General features: G+C 65.6%; 15 protein-coding genes. 2 read left to right on the top strand and 13 right to left on the bottom strand.

The window, feature by feature from the left end; genetic code table 11:
- Window positions 1-207 precede the first annotated feature (207 nt).
- Both IVB32_RS35680 and IVB32_RS35675 read left to right on the top strand, forming a co-directional pair.
- Complete coding sequence (locus tag IVB32_RS35680) at window positions 208-1,581, top strand: cation-efflux pump (RefSeq protein ID WP_085362399.1); 1,374 nt, start codon at window positions 208-210, stop codon at window positions 1,579-1,581.
- 227 nt (window positions 1,582-1,808) lie between these two features.
- Window positions 1,809-4,139, top strand: coding sequence for a PAS domain-containing sensor histidine kinase (locus tag IVB32_RS35675; protein ID WP_018458565.1), 2,331 nt, complete (start codon window positions 1,809-1,811; stop codon window positions 4,137-4,139).
- A gap of 3 nt (window positions 4,140-4,142) precedes the next feature.
- Here IVB32_RS35675 and IVB32_RS35670 read toward each other — a convergent pair whose 3' ends face one another.
- The 13 genes from IVB32_RS35670 to IVB32_RS35610 all read right to left on the bottom strand — a co-directional run bounded on the left by IVB32_RS35670 (window position 4,143) and on the right by IVB32_RS35610 (window position 20,752).
- A complete protein-coding gene (locus IVB32_RS35670) occupies window positions 4,143-5,036 on the bottom strand; it encodes a LysR family transcriptional regulator (protein WP_018458564.1) in 894 nt (297 codons plus the stop codon).
- Between the two features lie 152 nt (window positions 5,037-5,188).
- The gene (locus IVB32_RS35665; RefSeq protein WP_247300167.1) at window positions 5,189-8,179 is read right to left on the bottom strand and encodes a bifunctional [glutamine synthetase] adenylyltransferase/[glutamine synthetase]-adenylyl-L-tyrosine phosphorylase; all 2,991 of its coding nucleotides are present in this window, start codon (window positions 8,177-8,179) and stop codon (window positions 5,189-5,191) included.
- The gene (locus tag IVB32_RS35660) at window positions 8,176-9,630 is read right to left on the bottom strand and encodes an ATP-binding protein (RefSeq protein ID WP_018458562.1); all 1,455 of its coding nucleotides are present in this window, start codon (window positions 9,628-9,630) and stop codon (window positions 8,176-8,178) included. The genes IVB32_RS35665 and IVB32_RS35660 overlap by 4 nt, the downstream gene beginning before the upstream one ends.
- Window positions 9,614-10,294, bottom strand: coding sequence for a response regulator transcription factor (locus IVB32_RS35655; protein WP_035969420.1), 681 nt, complete (start codon window positions 10,292-10,294; stop codon window positions 9,614-9,616). Before IVB32_RS35655 ends, IVB32_RS35660 begins: the two co-directional genes overlap by 17 nt.
- A 283-nt stretch (window positions 10,295-10,577) precedes the next feature.
- Window positions 10,578-12,161: a Do family serine endopeptidase gene (locus IVB32_RS35650; RefSeq protein ID WP_018458561.1), complete on the bottom strand. Its 1,584-nt coding sequence runs from the start codon at window positions 12,159-12,161 to the stop codon at window positions 10,578-10,580.
- 232 nt (window positions 12,162-12,393) lie between these two features.
- A complete protein-coding gene (locus tag IVB32_RS35645) occupies window positions 12,394-12,876 on the bottom strand; it encodes a cytochrome c-type biogenesis protein (protein WP_026233610.1) in 483 nt (160 codons plus the stop codon).
- 4 nt (window positions 12,877-12,880) lie between these two features.
- Window positions 12,881-14,863, bottom strand: a complete 1,983-nt coding sequence (locus tag IVB32_RS35640) for a heme lyase CcmF/NrfE family subunit (protein WP_018458559.1) — start codon at window positions 14,861-14,863, stop codon at window positions 12,881-12,883.
- The gene (ccmE, locus tag IVB32_RS35635) at window positions 14,860-15,369 is read right to left on the bottom strand and encodes a cytochrome c maturation protein CcmE (protein WP_026233609.1); all 510 of its coding nucleotides are present in this window, start codon (window positions 15,367-15,369) and stop codon (window positions 14,860-14,862) included. The genes IVB32_RS35640 and ccmE overlap by 4 nt, the downstream gene beginning before the upstream one ends.
- 37 nt (window positions 15,370-15,406) lie before the next feature.
- Window positions 15,407-16,522: a c-type cytochrome biogenesis protein CcmI gene (gene ccmI / locus IVB32_RS35630; RefSeq protein WP_026233608.1), complete on the bottom strand. Its 1,116-nt coding sequence runs from the start codon at window positions 16,520-16,522 to the stop codon at window positions 15,407-15,409.
- A 131-nt stretch (window positions 16,523-16,653) separates the two neighbouring features.
- Window positions 16,654-16,923 (bottom strand): hypothetical protein, encoded by a 270-nt coding sequence (locus tag IVB32_RS35625; RefSeq protein ID WP_247413001.1) that lies wholly within the window; start codon window positions 16,921-16,923, stop codon window positions 16,654-16,656.
- Window positions 16,924-17,023: 100 nt separating this feature from the next.
- Window positions 17,024-18,424 carry a hypothetical protein gene (locus IVB32_RS35620; RefSeq protein ID WP_018458556.1) on the bottom strand — a complete coding sequence of 467 codons (1,401 nt, stop codon included), beginning with the start codon at window positions 18,422-18,424 and terminating at the stop codon, window positions 17,024-17,026.
- 158 nt (window positions 18,425-18,582) lie between these two features.
- Window positions 18,583-19,959: a sensor histidine kinase gene (locus IVB32_RS35615; RefSeq protein ID WP_018458555.1), complete on the bottom strand. Its 1,377-nt coding sequence runs from the start codon at window positions 19,957-19,959 to the stop codon at window positions 18,583-18,585.
- Window positions 19,960-20,080: 121 nt separating this feature from the next.
- Window positions 20,081-20,752, bottom strand: a complete 672-nt coding sequence (locus IVB32_RS35610; RefSeq protein WP_018458554.1) for a response regulator transcription factor — start codon at window positions 20,750-20,752, stop codon at window positions 20,081-20,083.
- Window positions 20,753-20,839 lie beyond the last annotated feature (87 nt).

Below are 20,839 nucleotides of genomic sequence, written 5' to 3'. Positions count from 1 at the left end.
GACGACCAGAGAGAGCGGCAGCGCACCAGTCTCTCCACTCGTCATGGCCGGGCTTGTCCCGGCCGTCCACGTCTTTGTCGCTCCGAAGAACGTGGATGCCCGGGACAAGTCCGGGCACGACGGAGTTCACCCGCTCCTGCAACTCACTAGCGTCTACGCCTGTGGATCGTCGCTTGATGTTCACCCGCGGCCTGCTAAATCCCCGCCATGAGCTCCCAACACAACAAGACCTCAGTCGCAGCGATCTCGATATTCGCCAGCGGCGGCATGGCGGCGGCCAAGTTCGCGGTCGGGATCGCGATCGGCTCGCTGGCGCTAATCTCCGAGGCGCTGCATTCGTCGATCGACCTGGTCGCCACCATCATCACCTGGGCGGTGGTGCGGGTGTCCGACAAGCCGGCGGACGAAGAGCATCATTACGGCCACGGCAAGCTCGAAAGTGTCTCGGCACTGGGCGTCACCGCCCTGCTCTACGTGCTCGCCGGTGGAATCCTGGTCCAGTCCTACAGCCATCTCCGAGAGGGAGTTGCGCCGCCGACGATCTCCGCCGTCCCTTTCGTCGTGCTGGTGATCGACATCGCCGTCAATTTCTGGCGCGCCCGTGCCCTGCACCGTGCCGCACGGGAGACCAGGAGCCAGGCGCTCGCCGCCGATGCGCTGCATTTCGCCTCCGACGTGATGGGCTCGTTCGCCGTGATCGTGGGCCTGATCCTCGCCGGCCTCGGCTTCTGGTGGGGCGACGCGGCTGCCGCCGCCGCAGTGGCCGTGATGATCGCCCTGCTCGGCCTGCGCATGGCCGGCTCGACCGTGCAGACGCTGGTGGACCGCGCTCCGGAAGGCGCGCATGAGACGGCCACGGCCGCGATCCGCAGCGTGCCGGGCGTGATCGACATCGAGCGGCTCCGCGTGCGCATGGTCGGTGCCACCACGTTTATCGACACGATCGCAAAGGTGCCGCGGACCTACCCCATCGACCGGGTCGAGGACATCAAGCGCAACGCGCAAGCAGCCGTCGAGACGGCCTTCGGCGATACCGACCTCACCTTCACCGCAGTCCCCGTGGCGCGCGACAACGAGACCGTGCGCGACCGCATCATGGTCATCGCCCACAATTCGGGCCTCGCCATCCACCACGTCACCGTGCACGATCTCGGCGCCAAGCTGATCGTCAGCATCGACCTCGAGGTCGACGGGGGGATGCAGCTCTACGCCGCCCATGACGTCGCCAACACGCTGGAACGCAACATCCAGGAAGAGTTCGGCGCAGATGTCGAGGTCGACGTCCACATCGAGCCGCTGGAACCGGAACTGCCGTTCGGGGTCGATGCCGAACCGGAACGGGTGCGGGCCATCGCCGCAGCCTTGACGGAATATGCCGCCAGCGGCGAGATCCACGACATCCATAATGTTCGCGTCCGCAACACCGACGCCGGCGAGATCGTGAATTTCCACTGCCGCGCCGAGCCGTCGATGAGCGTGATCAAGGTGCACGAGCATGTCGATGCGATCGAGCGCGCGTTGCGGCGCGCGTTCCCGAGCGTGAAGCGCGTCATCAGTCACGCCGAACCGCCGCGCGCGTGACAGAGAATGTGCGAGGAGTCACACGTTCTCGTTTCGGACTCGCCGCGCACGTAAGTTTGCGGACGCACGACGCACAAACTGCGCGTTGGATAAGAATAAATTCGCGTTAACGATTCGTTGACTCTCGACAGCCCGCGAAATCTGGATTCAAATCGACCATGATTCGGAAGCGATGTGGGGCTGCTTCCGAAGTCCAGTTGCAAGCAGGTTTCCAGGGGGCATTAGGCATGTCGCGTGCAGACGCCGCGAACGCGTGCGTCCAATCCGATTCGATCAAAGGATTGGCGCAATCGATCGCGAAACCTGCCTATCATCGGCTCCTGATAGCGGAGCCTGCGCTGCGCCGCGCCGTGCCGACGCTCATCATCGCATTCCTGATCACGATCTGCCTCGGCGCGTTCGTGCAGGTCGTCGACCAGACGCGCCAGAAGCGGCTGGTGATCCGCCACGACATCTCGGCGCTCGCCGACCTGCTCGCCGAGCGTATCGACCGCCTCACCTCCGGGCGACAGGAGCGGCTGAAGAACATCGAGAGCCTCCCGGCGTTGCTGCCCGACCTCATTCCAACCTGGGGCACCGCCTCGGGCCGCCACGTCATCGTCACCTCGGCTGGAATCGACCGCCGCATCCTCGCTCGCATCCCGATCGACAGCGATCCCTCGGGCAACGACCGCCTGCTCGACGCAATCACGACGGCGCAACTGCTGGCGGCACCGCCGCGCGACGACAACATCTCCGATATGACGCTGCCGAACGGCAACGCCGCAATGGCGACCGCGCGGCAGATCAAATCGTTGCCCGGCTTCGTGACCGTGATCCAGGAGCGCAACGAGCCGATCTGGGGCTCGGACGCCGCGCTATCGGTGACGCTGTCGGCCACCACCGGCTTCGTGGTCCTGATCCTCGGCTTCGCCTTCCACTGGCAGTCCACCCGTGCCCGCGAGGGCGACCTGATCAACGACGCCGTGCGCGGCCGGATCGACACCGCGCTCAACCGCGGCCGCTGCGGGCTGTGGGACTGGGACCTGTCGCGCGGCCGCATCTTCTGGTCGCAGTCAATGTTTTCAATGCTCGGCCTCGACGGCCGCAACGAGCTCCTCACCTTCGGCGAGGTCAACGCGCTGGTGAAGTCCGACGACATCGACCTGTTCGAGATCGCCGACCAGCTCATCTCCGAGAAGATCGACCACATCGACCAGACCTTCCGCATGCAGCATGTCGACGGCCACTGGATCTGGCTCCGCGTCCGCTGCGAGAAGACCAGCGGCGCGACCGATTCCAGCGTTCACCTGATCGGGATCGCGGTCGACATCACCGAGCAGAAGAGCCTCGCCGAGCGGACCGTGGAAGCCGATTTGCGCCTGCGCGACGCGATCGAGACCATTCCCGAAGCCTTCGTCCTGTGGGACGCCAGCGACCGCTTGGTGCTCTGCAATTCGCACTTCCAGCGCCTGCACAAGCTGCCCGACAGCGCCGTCATCCCCGGCACCTCCTACGAGACCGTGCTGGAGGTCGGCCGCATGCCGGAGGTTCGCACCCGGCACAACGAGACTGCGAGCCAGGGCCCCGGTGCGCGGACCTTCGAGGCGCAGCTCGACGACGGCAGCTGGCTGCACATCAGCGAGCGCCGCACCAAGGACGGCGGCTACGTCTCGGTCGGCACCGACATCACCCGCATCAAGGAGCACGAGCAGAAGCTGGTCGACAACGATCTACGCCTGCGCGCCACCGTCATCGACCTTAAGCGCTCGCAGGCAGCCCTGGAGCGCCAGGCGGGCGAACTCGCCGATCTCGCCGAGAAATACCAGCGCGAGAAGACCCGCGCCGAGGAAGCCAACCAGACCAAGTCGAAATTCCTCGCCAATATGAGCCACGAGCTGCGCACGCCGCTGAACGCGATCATCGGCTTTTCCGAAATCATGGGCTCGGGCATGTTCGGCGAGCTCGGCTCGGAGAAGTACCAGGAATACTGCCACGACATCCTGACCAGCGGGCATTACCTGCTCGAAGTCATCAACGACATCCTCGACATGTCCAAGATCGAGGCCGGCCGCATGAAGCTCGACATGGAAGAGCTCGACCTGGCGCAGACGCTGGCGGAATCCCTGCGGGTCGTCACCGGCCGCGCGCAGGACAAGCACCTGACGCTCGACGCCGACATCGCAAAGTCCATCTCCGTCGTCGCCGACCGTCGCGCCACCAAGCAGATCATCGTCAATTTGCTCTCCAACGCCGTGAAGTTCACGCCCGACGGCGGACGCATCGTGGTGCGCAGCCGGCAGCTCGACGACAGGATCGTGCTGATGATCGCCGACACCGGCATCGGCATCGCGCCGCATTCGCTGGCGCGGCTCGGCCGCCCCTTCGAGCAAGTCGAGAGCCAGCTCACCAAGACCTATCACGGCTCGGGACTGGGGTTGGCGATCGCCCGCTCGCTGGCGCAGCTTCATGGCGGCTCGATGCGGCTGCGCTCCAAACTCGAGGTCGGCACCGTCGTGCGCGTCACCCTGCCCCGCAACGCGATCAAGTCGGCGTCCGGAATATCGGCCGCGGCCTGAATTCTACGATTGCAGCGACGGCGCGACTTCTCGCGCGACATTGACCAGCGCCGCGATCAGCGGCGTCATCGGATCACGCTGCGGGATCACCATGCCGATGCTGTAATTGACATCGGGATCGATGATCGGGATCGAGCGCACCGTATCGGACAGGCCGAGCGTCTCGGCGAGCTTGGCCGGCATCACGCTGGCCCAGCGCCCCGTCTTCACATGCGTGAACAGCACCAGCAGCGAATTCGAGGTCAAGGTCGGCGTCGCCTCGGCGCCGACCGAACGTAACGCGCGGTCGATGATGCGGCGGTTCTGCATGTCGGGCGTCAGCAGGCACAGCGGCACCTGTCCGACCTCCCGCCACGTCACCGTCTCGCGATCACCGAACATTCCATCCGGCGCGGTGAGCAGACGATAGCTCTCGCTGTAGAGCGGAATGGTGCGCACCTTGCCGATCGGCTCGTTCTCGATATAGGTCAGGCCTGCATCCACCTCGAGATTCTCGAGCAACCCCAGCACCTCGGATGAGGTGGTGGACTGGATGCGGAAACGCACCTCGGGATGCCTGGCGCGGAACGGCGTCGTCAGCGCAGCGACCATACCGAGCACGGTCGGGATTGCCGCAATTCGGATCTCGCCGGAGAGCTGATGCTTCAGCCCGTTGATCTCGTCACGCATCGCGCGGGCATCGCCCACGATCCGCCGCGCCCAATCCAGCGCCCGCTCGCCTTCCGGCGTAAAACCCTGGAAGCGGGAGCCGCGCTGGACCAACATCACGCCGAGGATCTCCTCGAGCTGCTTCAGCCCGGTCGACATCGTCGGTTGCGTCACGCCGCACATTTCGGCGGCCCGGCCGAAATGCCGTTCCTTCGCCAGCGCCAGCAATAGTTCAAGCTTGTCGAGCAACCGTTCGTTCCCTCGGATCGTATGGTGGCATGCAAGCTAGCATGCCCTACCCCTTGCGACACGCAAAAACCGCCACGAATGCCTAGCGCTGCATCCAGCGCGTCGCCGCGACGCCCGCGGCGCGGGCTTGGAGCCGAACGTGCGGGAGGCGCTCACCTCGCTGAAGCCGACGACGACGTCCCTTCCAGCAGCGCCCTGAAGACACGGCGCACCTCGCTCTGCGTCTCCTTCACGCGCGCCTCCAGCGAGGAGAAATGCGGCGCATCGCCGGCGCGTGCCATCACGCGCAGAAGGTCGGTGCCGGCGGTCTCCGGCTTGAACCGGTCGCTGACGCAGAGCCGCAGGATCTGCGTCAGGTCGTGATACAGCCGCGCCGCGGCCCGCAATATCTCGGTCTCCGATTGCGCCAGCACGCCCAGCCTGCATGCATTTTCCAGCACCTGCATGGTGCCGGCGTCGAGAATCTCCGGCTTCTCGTGCGCATGCACGAGCTGGAGATATTGCGCGATGAAATCGATGTCGACCATGCCGCCGGCGGCATATTTGAGATCCCAGCAATCGGCCTCGCCCTTCTCCTGGGCGATCGCGCGCCGCATGTCGGCAACATCGTTGGCGATGATTCCGGGATCGCGGCGGCGGGTCAGGACATCGCGGATGACGCGCTCGATCCGTTCCCGGAATTCGGGCGAAGCGGACACGACGCGCGCGCGCGTCAGCGCCATGTGCTCCCAGGTCCAGGCCTCGTTGGCCTGGTAGTCCGCGAACGAGACGAGGCTCGAGGCCACAGGGCCGGCACGCCCCGAGGGGCGCAGCCGCATGTCGATCTCGTAGAGCACTCCGTAATTGGTGCGCGTCGTGAACGCGCTGATCAGGCGTTGGGTGAAACGCGCGAAGTAATGTGCACCTTGCAGCGACTTCGCACCGTCGGAGTCCGGACTGTCGCCGTCGAAATCGTAAAGCAGGATCAGGTCGAGATCGGACGACGCGGTCATCTCGCGGCTGCCGAGCCGGCCCATCGCGATGATCGCGGTCTCCTGCCCCTTGATCCGGCCATGCTGGGCGGCGAAGCGGTCGGCGACGAGGCCATGCACGGTATGGACGATGCCCTCGGCGACGTCAGCAAAGGCCGTGCTCGCTTGCTGCGCCGAGACCGTGCCCGAGAGAATGCGCGTGCCGATCAGGAACAGGCTCTCCTGCCCGAACAGGCGCAGGCGGTCGAGGAACTCTTCGTAAGAGCCGGCATCCTGCACCGTGCTCGCAAGCCGCCCCGACAATTCCTGCCTGTCGGGCATGGCACCGAAGAAGCGCGGATCGATCAGGCCGTCCATGAGCTGCGGCTGCCGCGCCAGCATCTCGCCGAGTCGGGGCGCCGCGCCCAGCACCAGGGCGACCAGTGCGACGAGATCGCGGTTCTGCCCGAGCAGCGTGATCAGCCGGCCGCCGCGCTGAAGCGCTCCAAGGAAATGGTCGAACGCCACGACGGCCCGATCCGGCTCCTCGGCATGAGCGAGACCGTCGATGAGAGCCGGCACGAATTCGACGAATGCGTTGCGCGTCGCTTCGACGCGGAACACGCGGTACTCGCCGGTGATCCAGTCACGCACGGTCTGCGCGACGGCGGCAGGCTTCTTGAAGCCGAGCGTGGCCAGATACTGAAGCAGCCGCGGATCGTCGGGACCCGCACTGTAGTCGAGCGCCGGCAGCTTGGCCGTGCCGGTCGGATCGTCGCCTTCGAACAGTTTTTCGTAGTGGCCCTGGACGATCTCGAGCTGCCGCAGAAGGTCGCGGGCAAAGGCCTCGCGATCCGGATAGCCGAAGAACCAGGCGAAACGCTCGACCGCCTCCTTGTCCTCGGGCAGCGTGTGGGTCTGCTCGTCTGCGATCATCTGGAGGCGATGCTCGACCCGGCGCAGGAATTGGTAGGCCGTGGTCAGCTCGTCACGCGCCGAAACCGTGATCCAGTTGCTGGAAGCAAGCACGCCGAGCGCGGCGAGCGTCGGCCGCACACGCAGTTCGGGATGTCGCCCCCCGGCGATCAATTGCTGGGTCTGGGCGAAGAACTCGATCTCGCGGATTCCGCCGCGCCCGACCTTCACGTTATGCCCTTCGACCGCAACCTCGCTCTGGCCGCGATAGGTCTGCATCTGCCGCTTCATGTCGTGAACGTCGGCAAGCGCGGCAAAGTCGAGATGCTTGCGCCAGACGAAGGGCGCGATCTCCGCGAGTAGCGCCGCGCCCGCCCTGGGATCGCCGGCGCAGACTCGCGCCTTGATCATCGCGGCGCGCTCCCAGGTACGCCCTTCCCGCTCATAATAGTTCAGCGCGGCATCGCGCGAAATCGCCACCTGCGTCGAGGATGGATCGGGACGCAGGCGCAGATCGACGCGGAAGACGTAGCCGTCATAAGTGCGCTGCTGGAGAATGCGTGCCATCCCCTGCGTCACCCTCACGAAGAACGGCTGGGGTTCGATATCCGCGGCAAGCGTCGTATTGTCGGGATCGAAGAACACGATGAGATCGATGTCGCTGGAATAGTTCAGCTCGCCTGCGCCCATCTTGCCCATCGCAAGCACGATCAGCCCGCAGCCCTCCTCCGGCGCCTCGGGATTGGGCGGCGAGAGCTTGCCGCGCGCGGCTTCCTGCCGCAGGAGGTATTGAAGCGCCGCCCGCACCGAGGCCACCGCGAGATCGGTGAGCGCTGCGGTCACCCGCATCACCGGCCAGACCCCGCCGATGTCGCACAGTGCGATCAGGAGCGCGGCCTCCGCCTTCATGCGGCGAAGCAGCCGCATCACCTCGGCTTCATCGGATGCCGCGAGCACGGCGCCGTTCGCCTCCGCGATCAGCGTGGCGAGATGCGCATCCGGATCGCATTCCAGCAGCCGGATCAGGCGCTGCGGATCAGCGCGCAGCAGCTCAAACAGATAAGGCGAGAATTCCGCGATGCCGGCCAGGATGTCCCGCGCGAAGCGGTGAGCCAGCAGCGTTTCAAGACGGGTGAATTGCGCTGGCTCGAGCTCGGCCAGCCAGCTTTCAAAACGTCCTTGGTCGGTGACGGAAGCGGCAATATGGGGAGCCTCCGCGAAGCGTGCGGCAAGTCTCTCACCATGCTTGTCCGCGTTTCCCGGCGCGGAGTGGTTCATGCCACCTTCTGTGGCACATCCGGCATTGGCGGAGCAACCCTGTCGCCCGCGCGCGCCGGCAGCACCAGCGTGGCGACAAGACCGGGCTGGGCGTCACCCAACCTTAACTCACCGCCATGCAATGTCGCGACCGCGGAGGCGAGACTGAGACCGAGGCCGGATCCAGGCAGCGTGCGGCTCGCTTCCAGCCGCACGAATCGTTCCACCACATGCTTGCGGTCGCCTTCGGGGATTCCGGGACCGCGATCGGTGACGCTGAGCAGCACCTGATCGCCCTCGCGCCTCGATTCGATCGTGATCTGCCTGCCCTCCATGCTGACCACGGTTCCCGCGGATTGCGCGACCGGCTTGCCGTATTTGATCGCATTCTCGACAAGATTGGCGAGGGCCTGGCTGATCAATTCGCGGTTGGCGTGAACCGGGGTCGGCTCGCACCTGACCTTCAAAGTCATGCCGTCGTCTTCGGCCAGCGGCTCGTAGAGTTCGTGAATGCCGTTGGCGACATCGGCCGCGTCGAAATCATCCATGTTGCCGCGCGCCTGCCCGGACTCGGCGCGCGCGATCATCAGAAGCGCGTTGAAGGTACGGATCAGCCCGTCGGATTCCTCGATGGTCCGTTCCAGCGCGGCGCGGTAATCGGCCTCGCCGCCGGATTTCGCCAGCGCCTCCTCGGCGCGGTTGCGAAGTCGCGTCAGCGGCGTCTTGAGATCGTGGGCGATGTTGTCGGAGACCTCCTTCAGCCCCGCCATCAGCGCCTCGATCCGCTCCAGCATGGCGTTGAGATTTTCGGCGAGGCGGTCGAGCTCGTCGCCACTGCGCCCTACCGGCAGGCGTTCGCTGAGATCGCCGGTCATGATCCGATGGGCGGTGCCGCTCATCGCATCAATGCGCCTCAAAACCCTGCGCGCCACAAAGATGCCGCCGCCCAGGCCGAGCACAACGACGATCAGGATCGACCATTGCGCGGCCTTCGCCACGATGCCGAACAGCCGTCGCCGCTCGGCCAGATCGCGTCCGATCAGAAGCCGGAAGCCGTTTTCCAGTTCGGTGACGCGGACGAGCGCAAGGTGGTCGCGATCGTCGGTGTCCTCGATACGCCGGTAGGCGGTCTCGGACCAGCCGCGCTTCGCCATCACGCCGGGCGCCAGCGAGCCGACATTGCCGGCGATCGCCTGCCCGGTCGGCGTCGTCACGAGATAGAGGTTGGCACCCGGACGCAGCGCCCGGTACTCGATCGCGAGCACGAGAGCGCGCAAGCCGCGGCGGCCGTAGATCTCGCTGATCTCCGAGGTCTCGGCATTGACCGTCTGCGTGATCTCCTCGGTGATCAGCCGCCGCGTATTCCAGGCGAAATAGGCCAGCAGCGAGGCCGCGAACATCGCGAACAACAGCAAATAGACCAGCGTCAGCCGGAATGCCGTGGTGCGGACGAGTTTACCGAATGCCGTCACGGATCATGTATCCCGCGCCGCGGATCGTGTGCAGCAGCGGCCGCTCAAAACCCTTGTCGATCTTGGAGCGCAGCCGCGAAATGTGCACGTCGATGACGTTGGTCTGCGGATCGAAATGATAGTCCCAGACGTTCTCCAGCAGCATGGTGCGGGTCACCACCTGGCCCGCATGCTTCATGAGGTATTCGAGCAGGCGGAATTCGCGCGGCTGGAGCGTCAGCTCGTCCTTGCCGCGCGCGACGCGATGGGAGAGCCGGTCGAGCTCGAGATCGCCGACGCGGTACAGCGTGTCCTCGGCCGGACCGCCGCGGCGGCGCGACAGCACCTCGACCCGGGCCAACAGCTCGGCGAAGGAATAGGGTTTCGGCAGATAATCGTCGCCGCCAGCGCGCAGGCCCTTGATGCGGTCGTCGACCTGGCCGAGCGCCGAGAGAATCAGCACTGGCGTCGAATCGTCCTTGTCGCGGAGCGCGCCGATCACCGACAGGCCGTCGCGCTTGGGCAGCATGCGGTCGACCACCAGCACGTCGTAATCGCCGTTCTCGGCCATGGCAAGGCCTTCCTCGCCGTCGGCGGCGTGGTCGGCAATGTGCCCGACCTCACGAAAAGCCTTCACGAGGTAGTCGGCGGATTCGCGGTCGTCTTCGATGATGAGGAGGCGCATCGTGCGTTCGGCAACGGTCAAGGGAGTGAACCTTCTCTAAACATGGCGCGAGCGGCAATCGCATGCAAGCCGAGTGAGAGACTCTGGCATCGAGAAAAAGGCGGGCGGTGAAGCTGGGGGGACTTCACCGCCCTAGGCCTTCCGACGGAGGGGGGCGTATTCCACCGGAAGGTAGATAGGGGAAGCAAACGTTGCGCTGCTCCCCCGAAGGGCGCCGTCGGCGGGGGCGACTGATGCCGGCGACACCCTTCATCTCGGAGGCCTCCTGAGGCCGAGCCCTTGGTTAGCCCTTCGCGATGGGCACGGCGACGAAGCGCGACTGACCGCCGCTCTTCACCCGCATCAGGACGCTGTTCTTGTTGTCAGTCCGCGCCGTGTTGATGGCGTCGCGAACTTCGCCGGCGGTGCTCACGCTCTTGCCGCCGACTTCGAGAATCACGTCACCTTCCTTGAAGCCGCGTTCGGCTGCGGCGCTCTTCGGATCGACTTCGGTGACCACGACGCCTTCCTTGCCGGCGCCGGCCACGGAATCGGCGGGCGCGACGGTCATGCCGAGCTTGGGCACGTCGGTGCCGCGGCTCGCGCCCTTGCCGCTGTCCTTGTCGATGTCGGCCTTTGCTTCGATCGTGTTCGGCAGCTGGCCGAGGGTGAGGTTCACCACCTTGTCCTGGCCCTTGTGCAGCACGTTGAGCTTCACGGTCGCGCCGGGCGCCAGGCCGCCAATGGTGCGGGCGAGCTCGCGCGCGTCCTTGACCGATTCGCCGTTGACCGACGTGATCACGTCACCGGACTCGATGCCGGCCTTGGCCGCCGGACCATTCGCCTGCGGCTCCGCAACCAGCGCACCTTCGGCCTTCTTCATGCCGAGGCTGTCTGCGATGTCGGGTGTCACCGGCTGGATCTGCACGCCGATCCAGCCGCGGCTGACCGAGCCCTTGTCCTTGAGCTGCGCCACCACGCTCTTCACGGTGCTGGCGGGGATCGAGAACGCGATGCCGACGCTGCCGCCGGAAGGCGAGTAGATCGCGGTGTTGACGCCCATCACCTCACCATTGGTGTCGAACGCGGGACCGCCGGAATTGCCCTTGTTCACGGGGGCGTCGATCTGGATGAAATCGTCGTAGGGGCCGTTGCCGATGTCGCGGCCGCTGGCCGAAACGATGCCGGCAGTCACGGTGCCGCCGAGGCCGAACGGGTTGCCCACCGCGAGCACCCAGTCGCCGATCCGCGGCTTGCCGTCGGCAAGCTTCGCGAACGGGAAGTTCGAGCTGCCCTCGACCTTGATCAAGGCAAGGTCGGTGCGCTGGTCGGTACCGATCACCTTGGCGGTGTAGGTCTTGCCGTCGTCGGTGGTGACCTCGACCTTGTCGGCGCCGTCGACCACGTGGTTGTTGGTCACGGCAAAGCCATCAGCCGAGATGAAGAAGCCGGAGCCCTGGCCCTGCACGACGCGGCCACGACCGCCACCACCCTTCAGGCCCGGGACGCCATCCGGACCGCCGAAGCGGCGGAAGAACCGCTCCATCGGCGAGCCCGGCTGGAACGGCGAGGAGGAATCATCGCCGTCGTCGTTGCTCGCGGTCTTCTCCTTCATGTTGACCTTCACCGAGATCACCGACGGCTTCACGCGCTCGACAATGTCGGCGAAACCGATCGGGCGTTCGACCTTGCGGACCTCGTTGTTGACCTGCGCAAGCGCCGGGGTCGAGAACAGGTCGGCGGGCGAGGTTGACGTGCCGAAGCCGTAGACGGCGGCGCCGAGGCCGGCGACGACCGAGGCCATCAGCGCGATCTTGCGGGCCGAGAAAACGGGCCGGCGGGGCTGCCGGTAGGACGGAAGGTTCGAGAGGTCGGAACGGTCGGTCATGCAGAGATCTCCAGGGCCTTGAAATCCATTTGGCGCCTGACGGCGGCACCTTACGGACCTGAAGATGGGGGCTGTCGCCTTACCGTGCGCTGGCGGCGGGGTTAAACTTTTGTAATGAACCGGACATGCGGATGCGGCAGTTTATCGCGGCCAAAACTAGTGAACCTGCAGGAACTTAACCAAGTTCCAGGAACCCCCGCGCAGTGCCGGCTTGATGCGCGCAGCAACGTAGCTAGCTGGATTTGGCTTCATCCGCCATCAATGCGGCGAGCCGCGCTTCCTCGTCGGGCGTGAGCGGCGGAGCCGGTAGGTCTGCACCATTTCGCGCGCGCCGGCGGATTTGCAGCCATAGCGCCAGGCTGCCGCCAATCAGCAGCAACGGCGCGAGCAGCCACAGCAGCATGTTCTGGCGCTCGAAGCGCGGCTTGAGCAGCACGAACTCGCCGTAGCGCGCGACCAGGAAATCGAGCACTTGCGAATTGCTGTCGCCGGCCGCGATACGCTCGCGCACCAGGAGCCGCAAATCGCGCGCCAGCGGCGCATCGGAATCGTCGATCGACTGGTTCTGGCAGACCATGCAGCGCAGCTCACGCGACAGATCGCGTGCACGCGACTCCTTCACCGGATCCGACATGATCTCGTCCGGCTGCACGGCATGCGCCGCAGGCAAGGCCAGCAGCATCAGCGCGATGAACGCGACCATCATTCGGCGCATCAGATCACTCCGCCGGCTGCAGGCGCTGCTTGGCACGCGCCGGTTTCGGCGCGCCGACTCGCAGGCGCCGGTCCGACAGCGATAGCACGCCGCCGAACGCCATCAGCACCGGTCCCCACCAGATCAGCAGCACCAGCGGCTTGTGATAGATGCGCACGGCAATGGCGCCTTCGGCAGTGGCGTCGCCGAGCGAGATGTAGAGCTGGCTGGCGCCGCGCGTCAGCAGCGCGGCCTCGGTGGTCGAGGAGCCGCGGGTGGTGAAGCTGCGCTTGGACGGCGTCATCACGCTGAGCATCTCGCCGTCGTGGCTGACGTTGAATTCGGCGATCATCTCGTGGAAGTTCGGTCCCTGGCGCTGAAACAGGCCGTCCAGCTTGACGTCATAGCCGGCGACATGGGCGACGTCGTTCTGCTTCATCGTCGCGATATATTCGCTGTTCCAGGTGGTCTCGCAGACGATTCCGATCAGCGCAACGCCGAGGCCGGCATGCGCAAATACCGAGCCCCAGGCCGAGCGCGGCAGACCGCGGGCACGATGCAGCGTCGTCGCGAACGGCAGCCGGAACAAGCCGGTTCGTTCGGCCAGATCCGTGACGGCGCCGGCAATGACGAAGACGCCAAGTCCGATTGCCAATGGCGCGAGCGCGCTGCCGCCGCGCACCCAGCCCCAGACCATCGCGACGGCGATAAGCCCGGCAACGCCGGCCGCCAGCAGGCGTTGGGTGACGCCTAGCAGATCGCCGCGTTTCCACGCCAGCATCGGCCCGAACGGCACGGCGAGCAGCAATAGCGTGAACAGCGGAGCGAAGGTGAGATTGTAGAACGGCGCGCCGACCGACATCTTGAAATCGGCGAGCATCTCCATCGCCAGCGGATAGAGCGTGCCGAACAGCACCACCGCGCAGGCCACAGTGAGCAGCAGATTGTTCAGCACCAGCGCACCCTCGCGCGAGATCGGTGCAAACAGGCCGCCCTGCTTCAACGACGTCGCGCGCCCCGCGAACAGCGACAGGCTGCCCCCGATGAACAGGCAGAGAATCAGGAGAATGAACACCCCGCGGGTTGGATCGGTCGCGAAGGCATGCACCGAGGTGATGACCCCCGAGCGCACCAGGAAGGTCCCAAGCAGCGATAGCGAGAAGGTCAAGATCGACAAGAGGATGGTCCAGACCTTCAGCGCGTTGCGCTTCTCCATCACCAGAGCCGAATGAAGCAGCGCGGTGCCGGCAAGCCAAGGCATCAGCGAGGCGTTCTCGACCGGGTCCCAGAACCACCAGCCGCCCCAACCCAGTTCGTAATAGGCCCAGTACGAGCCCATGGCGATACCGAGCGTCAGGAAGATCCAGGCGACCAGCGTCCACGGCCGCACCCAACGCGCCCAGGCGGCATCGATCCGCCCCTCCAGCAACGCCGCGATCGCGAAGGAAAACGAAATTGAGAAGCCGACATAGCCGAGATAGAGCATCGGCGGATGCACGGCGAGACCGATGTCCTGAAGCACCGGATTGAGATCGCGTCCCTCGATCGGCGGGTTGGTGATGCGCAGGAACGGGTTGGAGGTCACCAGGATGAAGAGATAGAAGGCGCTGGCGATCCACGCCTGTACGGCCAGCACGTGCGCGCGCAGCGACAGCGGCAGATTGTTGCCGAAGGCCGCGACCAATCCGCCGAACAGCGCGAGGATCGACACCCACAAGAGCATCGAGCCTTCATGGTTTCCCCACACGCCAGTGATCTTGTAGAGCAGCGGCTTCATGGAGTGGGAATTCTCGTAGACGTTGACGACGGAGAAGTCCGACTCCACGTGCAGCATCACAAGCGCGATGAACGACGCACCGACGAACAGAAGCTGCGCCAGCGCAGTGGAGCGCGCCACATTCATCAGCGCGTCATCGCGCAGCCGCGCGCCGATCAGGGGCACGATGGACTGGATCAGTGCCAGTCCGAGCGCCAGCACCAGCGCGTAATGTCCTGACTCCGCGATCACCGAACTGCTCCCTGCGGATTGCCCTGCGCGGTCGTGGCCGCGGGCTTGACGCCGTCGGAAGCTTTGGCGCCGTAATCATCCTTCCAGTGCCCCTGCTTCTTCAGGGCATCGGCGACGTCCTTTGGCATGTAGGTCTCGTCGTGCTTGGCGAGCACGGTGTCGGCCTTGAACACGCCGTCAGCATCGAGCGCGCCTTCGGCGACGACGCCCTGCCCTTCGCGGAACAGATCGGGCAAAATGCCCTTGAAGGCGACCGGAAGCTTTGCGCCGCCGTCGGCGACCTCGAAGGTCACAGCGAGATTGTCGCCGCGCTGGAGCGAGCCGGGCTGCACCAGGCCGCCGAGGCGAAACCGCTTGCCGGGCGCAACGTGCTTCTCGGCGACCATGGTCGGCGTCGAGAAGAACACGATGGAATCGCGCAGAGCGTTGAGCACCAGCGCGGCCGCGAGGGCGAGCACGGCAAGCGAGCCGCCGATGATGGTCATACGTCGCTGCTTGCGCGTCATGGCGTATCCATTCCCTGCCCGTCTCGTCCTGACATCATCATCCGTCGAGCCCGAGTGTCTTGAGGCCTTCATCAAGCTGGCGCAACCGTGCTGCATCGTTGGCAACCGCCTGGCGGGCATCGGTCGATGCCCCCACCGCCTTGTCGCGATCACCCATGACGAGATAGGCGCGCACCAGGCGCAGCCAACCCTCGACGTCGTCGCCGTTCTGCTTGAGGCGCGTGGCGAGCCGTTCGACCATGCCGCGAACCATCGCGTTGCGATCGACCTCTTTCATGTCCTTGGAAGCTGCGAGGGTCTCATCCGACAGCGCCGGCATCGTCGCGCCACCGCCACCGACCCGCGCGAGCGAGGTCTGCACCAGAGGTCGCCACGGCGCATCCGCCGGCGCTTTCGCCAGCAGCGCGCGCCAGATATTGGCGGCATCGGCCTTGCGGCCGTCCTGCTCGGCGGCGAGACCGAGAAAATAGTTCGCCTTGGGGTCGTCGGCGCTGAGCGCGCGCGCGCGCTCGAACTCGGTCTTGGCTTCGGCGGTCACGACGCCGCCGGCGGCGGCCGAGATCGCTTCGCCGAGATCGGACCGGCGCTCCGCGCTCTCGCCATTGTAGGTGAGCGAGTTGCGATAGGCGCGCACGGCGTCGTCGAAGCGACCGAGCCGTTCCAGCACGGGCGCGATCACGTTCCAGCCGCGCCCGTCGGTCGGATTCTTTTCCAGATGTTGCTCGACCTGTACGACCAGATTCTCGAGCGACTGCGCCATGCCGGACCCGGATCCGCGCTCCCGCTGCGCCAGTGGAAAGTCCTGAAGCCTGGGCGAGCCGAGCGGCACATAGACACCAATCGCAACCAGCGGCAGGCCGGCAAGCGCCAGCACGGCCGCCGCGCGGCGCCATTTGAGGCTGGATTTCGGTGCCGTTGCGGGCTCGCTGCCGGCCGCGGCAAGCAGCCTGCGGCTGACCTCGACGCGCGCGGCCTCGGCTTCGGGCGCGGCGATCAGCCCTGCGGCAAGATCACGCTCGATCTCGGCGAGTTGGTCCTTGTAGACCGCGACCTCGCTGCCCTGATTTTGCGCGCGTCCGCTACGGCCGAGCGGCAAAAGCACGGCGAAGATCGCCGCGACCGTCATCAGCGCGAACACGAACCATAGCATCATCTGGCAAGCTTCCGGCAGCGCGCAAGCCGCGCCCACAGGTCGCTTTACACCACGGCCGGACGATGCGGCAATTGACAATTGTCAATTCGGCGCGACCGCGCACAGTCCCGAAATGGTGAAAATCCAACGGCTTAGCCGATCTCGAAGTCCGCGCTTTGAGCGGCGTCCTCGCCATGCCCGTTGAAGGCCTTCAGGAAATATGTTCCCGGCTCGATAGCGTCGGGCAATCTGATGCGCAACGCCCCGAGGGGAACGGGTGATGCAACCCTGGTGACGGTCTCAGGAAGCTGCCGACCGCTTGCCTTCTCGACCAGCACCACCTTCGCGCCGACCATCAGCCTTTGATATTTGGCAACAACGACGCGATTCTCGATTTCGATGGAACTGATAACGGATTTCATGCGCCCACAGATAGAAATATAAAAAACCTGCACGGCGACCGTAGGGCCAGCCACCGACACCGTCAACCTGAAATTGTGACTACTGAAATATGCGCCTGGATCAGCTAGCGCGCGACGATTTGCGCTCGCCCGTGGCCGCGTTCTCCGCGGCGCGGCTCATCAGCGAGGCATAATCATCGCCGAACAGCACCTGGCAGAAGCGGATCGCGGCCTGCACCTGCTGCTGCCGATAGGTGCGGACCTTGTGATCGGCGCCGCGCAGCGACTGCACCAGCTGCTCAGTCGAACGCTCGACATATTGCTGGAGGTCGGAATAGGTGCGCAGTGTCACCTCGTTGATCGCAAGCTCGCTCGCATAATTGCGGCAGGTGGCGACGAAATCGATCAGCGCGACGGTTTCCTCGACCTCGGTGCTGTCGATCCGCGCGCCCGGCGGAATGTCCTTCTCGGCGCGCTGGCGCAGGATGCGGCGGACGCGGCCGGGAACACTGTCGATCTCGGATTGCAGCGCGTTAGAGATGTCGGCCCGGATCGAGGTCAACTGCTTGCCCCAGGCGGAATCGTTGCGCAGGTCGAGCTCGGTACGCAGGCCTCGCACGCCGTCGTGCAGCGTCTTGAGATTGGCGGCGACATTGTCGAAATGGCCGCGCTTGATGTCCATGCGCAGGATGGCCGCCACGCAGGACAGATCATGCAGCGCGATCGTGACGGCGACGCCATAGGGCGTTGCCGCAACACGGATCTCGTCGTCGGATGCGGCAATCTTGATGGCGAGGCGGATGATCTGCCACGGCGCGGTCATCCGCTGCACGACGATGGAGAGCGCGAAGGGCAGCATCTGCGGGGTCTGGAGGACGGGAATGTTGAGCGCTGCAGTCACCGATGCGATCTGGGCATCGCCGAAGGCGCGCAAAGAGCGCGGCAGCTTCTCGTTCAAGGTGGCAATGGCGTCGCGGACCGCGAGCACCGCCCCGCTCGAATAGAAGTCCTCGATCACGTTGGGCGGGCCAACGCGTGCGAGCGCACGCGACTTGTCGCCCCCGCCCGGCCCCGTCAGCTCGAAGATGGCATCCGCAGCGACCGCCTGGAGCTTCGAGGTCAGCGCTTCGACCTGGCCTGCGCTGTCGGCCGGCGTGCGCGCCAGCGCCGCCTCGAGTTCCTTCAGCTTGTCCGGAGCACCGTCGCGGCCGAGCCATTGCCAGATCGGAGCCAGCGAGGAGCGGCGGACCTGCCCGACCCGGATCGGAGCGCCTGCTTCGACGAGGAATGGTTCCAGCACCTGGAACAGCAGCCGCGACAGATCGTCCGTACGCGGCGGTGCGGCCTCGTCGGCTTCCGTCTTGCGGACAATCTTGCGCAGCTGATCGAGCACGAGGGTTGCCACGGCCGTGTCCTGGCCGCGCTCGAGCGCACGCTCGAACTCTCGCATCAGCAGCGCCTGCGCCTGCGGCGGGAGCTGCGCGAGATAGTCCCTCAGCCGCTCGATCGATGTCTGGCTCATGCGCCCGGGTAATGAACGGTAAATGGCGGACGTGGGATCCGTCCTCCTCGATCATAGGTGGGGCCACTTAAGAAGCCGTTTAGGAAGTCGCTCCGAATACCCCTGGTTTCGTCCGGATCGGGGTGCCGCAAGCCAAATAGTCGCGTCGGAACAAGGGATTATATTCCGGGGAGGACCAGCTCCGCCCGCAGGCCCCCCGTCGGTGCGCGGCCGAGGGAGAGGCTGCCGCCATAGAGCGCAGCGAGCTCGGTCACGATCGACAGTCCCAGGCCCGATCCGGGCTTGGACTCGTCGAGCCGCTGGCCGCGCCGTGAGACCTGGGTGCGCTCGGCCTCCGACAGGCCGCGGCCGTCATCGTCGACGATGATATGCAGCCGCGGACCGATGCTCGCCTGCTGCGGCGCTTCCGCCAGAACTTCGATGAAGACCCGCGACGCCGCCCATTTGCAGGCGTTGTCGACGAGGTTGCCGACCATCTCCTCCAGATCCTGCCGCTCGCCGCGAAATTTCGCCGACGGATCGGCCTCGGCCTCGACCACGATGCCGCGGCCGCGGTGGATCTTCTCCATGGTCCGCCGCAGTGCCTCGATGGCCGGTGCCACCTCCGTCACCGTCGCAACGACCGAGACCCGCGCCGCGATGCGCGCGCGCTCGAGATGATGGGCGACCTGGTCGCGCATCACGTCGGCCTGCTCCATCACCTTGGCCGCGAACGGATCGGTGGCATGCGCGCCGGCCTCGTTCACGATGACCGAGAGCGGCGTCTTGATGGCGTGGGCGAGATTGCCGACATGGGTGCGCGCGCGCTCCACGATCTCGCGATTGGCGTCGATCAGCGCGTTGGTCTCGCGCGCCAGCGGTGCGATCTCGACCGGGAACTCGCCCTCGAGCCGCTCCGCCCGCCCGGACCGGATGTCGGCGATGGATTCGGAGATGCGCTTGAGCGGCGCGAGACCGAAGCGGACCTGAAACACGGTGGTCAGCAGCAACACGATACCGAGCGCGGTGAAGGTGCCGCCGAGGTAGTAATCGAAACTGCGCGTCTCGTCGAAAATCTCGGTGTCGTCACCGGCGACACTGACGAGAAATTTGCCGTCCGCGCCGAGATCGACCGGCCGCTCCACCATGCGCAGGTTCTGTCCCTCTGGACCGTCGACATAAGCGATCCGGATGCCCGCGGCTGTGAGCTCGGTGCCCTGCTCTTCAAGCTTTGGCAGCTTCTTGTCCCAGAGCGAGCGCGAGGAGCGCACCTCCGGCTTTTCGGTGTCGGTCCGCGTGATCTGCCAGTACCAGCCGGACAACGGCAATTCGAACAAGGGCTCGCCGAGCGACTGGAACTGGCGGTCCGGCGGCTCGTCGGGGGTGGCGACCTCGGCGATCAGCGTGCGGAGATAGAGATTGAGCCGGCGGTCGAAGGCGCGCTCGGTGGCGTTCTTGTAGACCGACGACAGCACCACGCCGGTGATGGCTAGGATCACGACGAGCCACGCGGTCGCCGACAGAAACAGGCGGTTCGCAAGCGAGCTGGCGGGCATCGGAATGATCCCGGAGGCGCGGGGTGGCATGGCGTCGGAACTCATGACCCGAACAAGGCCCCTGCTGCGCCGCCCGTCAAGCCAAGATACGTCTAGACGAGATAGTTCGAGACACCGCGCTTCAAGCGCCGGGGGCCGGCGGGGTCAGGAGATAGCCGAGGCCACGGACAGTCTGGATGATGTCGACGTCGAGCTTCTTGCGGATGCGGCCGACGAAGACCTCGATCGTGTTGGAGTCGCGGTCGAAGTCCTGGTCGTAGAGATGCTCGACCAGCTCGGTACGGGACACGACACGCCCCGAATGGTGCATCAAGTAGGCCAGAAGCCGATATTCGTGCGACGTCATCTTGATGGGATTACCCGACACGCTGACCCGGCCGGTCCTGGTGTCGAGCGTGACGGGGCCGCAGGTCAGCTCGCTCTGGGCGTGGCCGGTGGAGCGGCGCAGCAGCGCGCGGATCCGCGCCAGCACCTCCTCCAGGTGGAACGGCTTTGCGACATAGTCGTCGGCACCGGCATCGAAGCCCTGGACCTTGTCGCTCCAGCGGTCGCGCGCGGTGAGGATCAGGACCGGCATGGTGCGGCCGTTGCGCCGCCAGGCCTCCAGCACCGAGATGCCGTCCTTCTTCGGCAGGCCGATGTCGAGCACCACGGCATCGTAGGGCTCGTTGTCACCGAGAAAATGCCCCTCCTCCCCGTCGAAGGCGCGATCGACGACATAACCGGCGTCGGTCAGCGCCTTGGTAAGCTGGCGATTGAGATCGGGGTCGTCCTCAACGACGAGCAGGCGCACGCTTCTCTCCAGAATTAGGCCGCATGAACACCTGCACAGATGAGCAATTCCGGCGTGAACTGAATATGAACACCGGGGAACCGGCCG

The organism is Bradyrhizobium sp. 23 (assembly GCF_023073295.1).
GTDB classification, from domain to species: domain Bacteria; phylum Pseudomonadota; class Alphaproteobacteria; order Rhizobiales; family Xanthobacteraceae; genus Bradyrhizobium; species Bradyrhizobium canariense_D.
Note: the sequence above shows the minus strand (reverse complement) of the source record. Positions and strands in the feature narration are given on the sequence as shown.